This is a genomic window from Microcystis sp. M109S1 (assembly GCF_020247025.1).
In the GTDB taxonomy this organism is placed as follows: Bacteria; Cyanobacteriota; Cyanobacteriia; order Cyanobacteriales; family Microcystaceae; genus Microcystis.
Genome location: NZ_JADBRW010000459.1, coordinates 1 through 6,454, shown reverse-complemented (window position 1 = coordinate 6,454; position 6,454 = coordinate 1). Strand labels below are relative to the sequence as shown.

The 6,454-nt window shown below is 45.6% G+C and carries 7 protein-coding genes and 2 pseudogenes; 5 read left to right on the top strand and 4 right to left on the bottom strand.

Going from position 1 to position 6,454, the window contains the following annotated elements:
* The first annotated feature begins 242 nt into the window (after window positions 1-242).
* From IM322_RS22560 to IM322_RS22545, 4 genes are read left to right on the top strand one after another with little or no spacing between them, the layout of a single operon-like run.
* Entirely contained in the window at window positions 243-1,424 is a 1,182-nt protein-coding gene (locus IM322_RS22560; protein WP_287673695.1) for a M20 family metallopeptidase, read from the top strand.
* Between the two features lie 22 nt (window positions 1,425-1,446).
* Window positions 1,447-1,911, top strand: coding sequence for an MEKHLA domain-containing protein (locus tag IM322_RS22555; RefSeq protein WP_287673693.1), 465 nt, complete (start codon window positions 1,447-1,449; stop codon window positions 1,909-1,911).
* Window positions 1,912-1,925: 14 nt separating this feature from the next.
* Window positions 1,926-2,627 (top strand): orotidine-5'-phosphate decarboxylase, encoded by a 702-nt coding sequence (gene pyrF / locus IM322_RS22550; protein ID WP_287673690.1) that lies wholly within the window; start codon window positions 1,926-1,928, stop codon window positions 2,625-2,627.
* Window positions 2,591-3,127: a hypothetical protein gene (locus tag IM322_RS22545; RefSeq protein ID WP_287673689.1), complete on the top strand. Its 537-nt coding sequence runs from the start codon at window positions 2,591-2,593 to the stop codon at window positions 3,125-3,127. Before pyrF ends, IM322_RS22545 begins: the two co-directional genes overlap by 37 nt.
* Here IM322_RS22545 and prmC read toward each other — a convergent pair.
* The 4 genes and pseudogenes from prmC to tnpA form a co-directional block, all read right to left on the bottom strand.
* Window positions 3,124-4,008 (bottom strand): peptide chain release factor N(5)-glutamine methyltransferase, encoded by an 885-nt coding sequence (prmC, locus tag IM322_RS22540; protein WP_287673688.1) that lies wholly within the window; start codon window positions 4,006-4,008, stop codon window positions 3,124-3,126. The two genes, IM322_RS22545 and prmC, sit on opposite strands and share 4 nt — an antisense overlap.
* 5 nt (window positions 4,009-4,013) lie before the next feature.
* Window positions 4,014-4,806, bottom strand: a pseudogene (locus tag IM322_RS22535) (Tic22 family protein).
* Between the two features lie 387 nt (window positions 4,807-5,193).
* Window positions 5,194-5,628, bottom strand: coding sequence for a hypothetical protein (locus IM322_RS22530; protein ID WP_079210292.1), 435 nt, complete (start codon window positions 5,626-5,628; stop codon window positions 5,194-5,196).
* Between the two features lie 254 nt (window positions 5,629-5,882).
* The gene (tnpA, locus tag IM322_RS22525) at window positions 5,883-6,317 is read right to left on the bottom strand and encodes an IS200/IS605 family transposase (protein ID WP_287673686.1); all 435 of its coding nucleotides are present in this window, start codon (window positions 6,315-6,317) and stop codon (window positions 5,883-5,885) included.
* Between the two features lie 50 nt (window positions 6,318-6,367).
* On the opposite strand from tnpA, the pseudogene IM322_RS23820 reads away from it, so the two are divergent.
* Window positions 6,368-6,454, top strand: a pseudogene (locus tag IM322_RS23820) (helix-turn-helix domain-containing protein); the annotation flags it as partial.

The window sequence follows — 6,454 nt, the reverse complement described above, 5'->3', positions numbered from 1 at the left end:
GGACAAGCTTTTCTGAACCGAACCCCCTAAGCCGAGTTTTCAAGGTGCTGTCCGCCCACTTGGTTTTCGAGACGGTCTTTTTAATTCTAACGTAAAGCCAACCTAGAACGGCGGGGTTTCCCACCCAAAATTTTCGATGAAAGAATGCCGAGAAGACAATGCAGACTTAAAATCAGCCAAGTCGAATTTTCAGGGAAAAAATGCTCTATGATTAAGTCTAAAGATACTGTAAAACTGGTTTCATGCTCTCCGAGATTAAAAACATAGCCGAGAGTCTCGCACCCCGATTAGTGGAGATTCGCCGCCACATTCACGCGAATCCAGAGTTAAGTGGGCAAGAATATCAAACGGCCGCCTATATTGCCGGAGTTTTGTCTTCCTGTGGTCTATCGGTGCAGGAAGCGGTGGGAAAAACGGGAGTTAAGGGAGAATTGGCGGGAACAGGCAGTGATCGGAGAATTTTAGCTATCCGCGCCGATATGGATGCCCTGCCGATCCAAGAAAGAACCGATTTAGACTTTGCTTCCCGTAAACCGGGGATTATGCACGCCTGCGGTCACGATGTTCATGCTACCGTCGGTTTAGGGGTGGCGATGGTGCTTTCCCGTCTCTCGGAACCTTTGCAGGGAAAAATACGCTTTCTCTTTCAACCAGCAGAGGAAATCGCCCAGGGGGCCAGTTGGATGATCCGGGAGGGGGTGATGCGGGATGTCAGCGCCGTTTTGGGGCTGCACGTTTTCCCCTCGATTCCGGCCCGATCGATCGGGGTTCGTTACGGGGCCTTAACTGCAGCTGCCGACGATCTGGAGATTTTTATTCAAGGGGAATCTGGCCACGGGGCCCGGCCCCACGAGGCGATCGATGCTATCTGGATCGCCTCGCAAGTAATCACCACTTTGCAACAGGCAATTAGTCGGACTCAGAACCCTTTGCGTCCCATTGTTCTCACCATCGGGCAGATTAGCGGTGGTCGCGCCCCCAACGTCATCGCCGATCAGGTACGCATGGCAGGAACCGTGCGATCGCTGCACCCAGAAACCCACGCCCATCTCCCGGAATGGATCGAGAGTTTGGTCACGAATGTCTGTAGCACATATAACGCTAAATGTCAAGTAAAATATCGTCGGGGCGTGCCATCGGTGCAAAATGACCAATTTTTAACCCGGTTAGTCGAAGAAGCCGGTTTAGAAGCTTGGGGACAGGATCGGGTTTTAATTCTCTCGGAACCCTCCATGGGGGCCGAGGATTTTTCCCTTTATTTGCAACAGGCCCCGGGGACAATGTTCCGTCTGGGAGTGGGTTCTCCTAATCTCCTTAATCCCCCCCTTCACCATCCGGAATTTTTAGTGGATGAGTCGGCAATTCTGACGGGAGTGATTACTTTAGCCTACGCGGCCTATAAATATTGGCAACGGCAAGATTAAACCGGTTTTTCAAGATAATTTTATGGAAATTTGGGAAGATTTAGCTATTATGGCTTGGACGGAATTGCTGCTGGATAGTTTTGAACAATTAATCGGGCGATCGCTTTTGCCCTGGATCGGTACTGGCAAAGAACAGAGTAAAATGCTCTTTTATGCCCCTTTTGTGCTGGTTTCCCACGGTACACAAACTAATCCGATCTTCAATTATGGTAATCGCGGCGCCCTCGATCTCTGGGGTTTAACTTGGCAAGAATTATTAACAACTCCTTCGCGAGCGACGGTAGAGGGGGAGGAAATCGCCAAAGAACGCCAAAAAATGCTAGATTTAGTCAAAAAACAAGGCTATATCAACGATTATCACGGGGTAAGGATCACGAAAAACGGTCAACTATTTCGCATCGAAAAAGCGATCGTTTGGAATATCATCGATCGTGATGGCATTTACTGCGGACAGGCTGCCACTTTTGCCGATTGGATTTTTCTCTGATTTATCGCCCAAATATGACCAACTCAGACCGAATTATTGTTCCTCTCGATGTGCCGGATTTAGAATCAGCGATCGCACTGCTTGATCTGTTGCCGGAAGTCAATTTTTGGAAAGTGGGACTAGAATTATTTGTCAGTAGCGGTGCAGAAATTCTAGCCATTCTGCAAGAAAGACAAAAAAAGAGCTTTCTCGATCTAAAATTTCATGATATTCCCAATACAATCGCCGGGGCCTGTCGTTCAGCTAGTCGCTATCAAGTGGATTTACTCACCCTGCACGCTACGGCCGGACGGCAAGCACTGACGGCGGCTAAGGGGGCAATCTCTGACCTGCTATCGCCGCCAAAACTTCTCGCTATCACCGTTTTAACCAGCCTTAACGCCCGTGAATTAGCCCTCGACCTCAAAATTCCCCTAGAACTATCGGAATATGCCTTAAATCTGGCATTATTGGCCAAGGAATCGGGAATTGATGGGGCAGTTTGTTCTCCCCAAGAAGTGGCGCAATTGCGGCGCGTCTGTGGAGAGGATTTTCTCTTAGTTTGCCCCGGAGTTCGTCCCTCCTGGTCAACGAAAGGGGATCAAAGTCGGGTGATGACTCCAGGCCAAGCGATTAAAGCTGGGGCTGATTATCTAGTAATTGGACGACCGATCACCGGTGCCGAGGAGCCAAAGGTAGCATGGGCAAAAATTTGTCAAGAATTAGCCGATATTTAGCTGTATTACTGGTTATTTTCGGGATTAACTTCCCAGCCGTTAGTCGTCCTCTTTCTAGCTGTCCGGAGGATTTAAATCTTTTAGTCGATCGCCTCTTGTCAGATTTACCCGGTTATGCTAACCGAGTTATTACCCGCTCCCAAATCGACCAAAAATTATCTACACCGGTTTTTGTGATTATTGCTGGTCGTCCCGAATTTGCACCCCTACCTTTAACTGCCAGTCAATATTCTGGTCAAATTGCCGATGACACTCAACAGGTTTTTTTTACGACTTTAGAGCGTCAGTATAGCAAAAATCGCTTTGTCACTCTCCAGAATTATCACTGGTTATTTTTAACTAAAACTGGGGAAGGATGGCGATTAGTGACGGTTTACAGTCAATTAGCTTCCCTTGAACCCGCTCAAGTCCCCTTACCTCCCCTAGAAACCAGTCAAGGCACCATCGGCCAAGCAGTGCGTCTCTGGCTGCGGGACTGCGAAGCGGGGACATTGCGCTAAATTCGCTCGGCCAAAACAAAGCGATCGAAACCTGCTAGGTCGTTAATAATCTGAATTTGTCGATAATTGCCCTGATTTTCCAGCATTTGCGCTACTTTTTCTCCTTGACCGGCTCTCATTTCCACTAGCCAAAGGCCTCCCGATCGCAGATAATCGGGAGCAGTGGCCACTAGATAGCGCAGCGCGGTCAATCCGTCTTCACCTCCATCGAGGGCCAAACGGGGTTCATGTTCCCGCACTTCAATTTGTAAGTCAAGGATTTCTGCACTGGGAATATAGGGAGGATTGGACAGCATACCGCTAATCTGTCCTTTCCACTTCTCTAGGGGTGTCCACCAAGAACCCTGTTTTAAGATAATTCTGTCGGCAAAACCGGTATTGATGATATTTTCTTTGGCGATCGCTAAAGCCGTTTGACTGTAATCAATAGCATATATTTCTGCTTTTGTCAAGATACTGGCTAAACCAATAGCGATCGCACCGCTACCGGTTCCCAGATCTACCCAGATTCCCCCTTCTTCTCCTCTGACGGTTTCTCCAACAATATCGATTAATAACTCGGTTTCGGGACGAGGAATTAAGACTTCTGGGGAGACTTTGAGGGTAAAATTACGCCAGACCACCGATTCGAGCAAATACTGTAAGGGAACCCTTGATTGAAGGCGTTTTTGCCAGCGTTTAGTAATTTCCGACCAAGAATAACTCAAAGGGATTTTTTCTCGTTCGCGAAAGGATTGTAAGCGCAGGGAAAGAGTATCTATATCTGTCACTGCTTGCAGAAAGATATCCACTTCTTTCGGAGATAGTTGCGCTTGCTCTAAATCGGCGATCGCCTGTTGTCGCCATTGACTTAATTCTTGACCGGAAATACTAGCAGACACAAGACTTAACGATTGGGGGCGGGGGGATTATTGGTATTATTATTAGGGCTTTGCTGGCGGTTGTTTGGGAGCATTTTGGTTGCTATTTGCCCGAATAAAATCAATCGTTTCTTGGCTAGGATAGAGGAGAATTTTAGTTAAAGCTTCATCGTTGCTTTGTTGTAGGGTGGCGATGACATTTTCTAAGGGAATAACATCAATTTTCACCGTGGTCGCTTCTGCGGGATTAGCTTTTTTATATTGTTCTACCATTTGCAAAGCGGCGGCCTTTTCAAAGAAGAAAGGAATCAAATCCTGATTATTGCGACTGATCACCAGAAAATTACTCTCTTTTCCTGCTTTCGGCACAAATAAAGGTACACCACCTTGATATTGTTGACCTCTTTCACTGAGCAGTTTTTTCGCTGATTCTACTTCCGACTCTTTGGGAACAAAATCGATAATTAGACGATTTTGATCGGTTTGACTGGTTTGCATTTTATAGACCTGTGCCAAAGAAACAGCCTGAACTTTAACTTTGCTGGCCACTTCAGGATTCTCTTTTTTCAGTCGTTCAAAAAAGTTTTGTGCGTCCTGCCGACTGATAAAAACTCCCGTGAATTTCTGTTCTTTTTCTCCCACGGCAATTAGGGGAACTCCTTGATCATCGGCAATAGCGAAGACAGGTACAGACTGCAAGGTTCTGACGATTTGTTCTTCCGGTAAAGCGAGTGCTTTAGAATAGCTTCCCAGCAGCGAAGTCAACATTGTCGTTCCTACTAAACCAAGAGTTGCTGTCCAACGAATGAGAGATTTCATCAAAATAATTACCTCGTTATTACTATTAACCAATATTTGTCGTTAATCTGAACTATATAGTCTATTTGACTCCTCCGATCAGGAGTTTTTTGATGAATAACAAGCCCCGAAAGTTCCCTTTATTGGCTTGCTTCTCAACCATCATAGCTAAAAAGCTCCATATTTGGTGAGATGTGGTCGCAGCGGCGGCCAGGAAATAGGGGCAATTTACGGACTTATCTAGGGAATAATAGGGATTAATTGGAGTTTTTAAGCTATATTTTCAAAAAAATCGCTTTAGCTACGGTTTAAGCTTGCTTTTGCCTTAATAAGCACCAACTTGAGATCAAAAGGCATCCTCTTGTCTGAATCAGTTAGTCAACTGGCTACCCCTTGATCTTGGCACTGCTAATGACTTTCCGAGAGATGGCGGGGATGGGCGATCGCTAACCGCAGCCATTGATAGGAAACTAGATTTAAAATCAGTCCGATGATCAATAAAATTGCCATGAGAGCGATTTGATACCAGGCGATCGGTCTGACCAGAAGATCGGCGATCAGATGGGCTAAATTCAAGACAGAATAGAGAATTGTCAGCCAGAAATGGGCCTTTCTCAAGGAGCGACTTTCGCTAAAATTGACCCCGATAATCGCTAACATTGGCAGCAAAAAAAAGAGCAACATTCCCCAGAAAATCGGATCGAGATTGCTGGTTTGATGACTCTCGACGATCGATTGACCATGGAAGAGCGGCATTAAACCCAGTTGGGTGTGAAATAGGGTTCCCAAGAGGAATGTTGTCCAGAGAGCGGCAATTTTTTCGGGATATTTCGCTGTTTTCACGGTAATTATCCTCTTAATCGGTTAGTATAAAAGGTCGGGCTAGGTGAGAAAGTATTCTTAAATTTTTCCTAGTCACTTATCTATACATTCTAAAAAAAGTTTCTGTATTTAAAATTACTTTTTACAAAAAAACACAAAATAGTTTTTACTGCTGATCAGCCGTGGAGAAAGGCCGCTGCTATCTCAAGGTCGCGAGAGGACTCCCGTTAAACCGCTACGCGGTTAACGGGAGATAAATCGCCACCGGAATGAAACTAACGCGGTAGCGTTTCCACTTTCGGGGAGTTTTTTTGGTTCTCGACGTATTTTTTTAGTTGTTCGACAGTAACGCCGCCACAACTAGCCACGAAATAACCTCCCGTCCAAAAATAGGGTTTGTTGTAGAAATACTTTGCCGCCAAATCCGGAAATTCCTTTCTAATTAAGCGACTACTAACTGTTTTAAGGTTAGCGATTAGTTTGGATAAAGCGATGTCAGGCTTGTAATCGATAATCAGGTGAACGTGATCCGATTCACCGTTGAAATCAAGCAACACGCTGTCCCATTTCGTGAGCGTTGACGCCAAGATTTCTTTAAGTCGGGCTAAGATTTCATTGTTAATAGCTTTTCGTCGGTATTTGATGACGAATACGACCTGAGCGGTAAGTCTATAAACGGAGCGAAATCCATGATTGTAATCAGTTGACATATTAGGCGGTAAGTGTTATAATCTAATTGTACATCACGAAACGAACGACAGTGATAACGCTTACCTACCAGTACAAACTAAAGGTAAACAGACAACAGGAACGGGAGATCATCCACATTCTTGATGTTGCCAAAAGC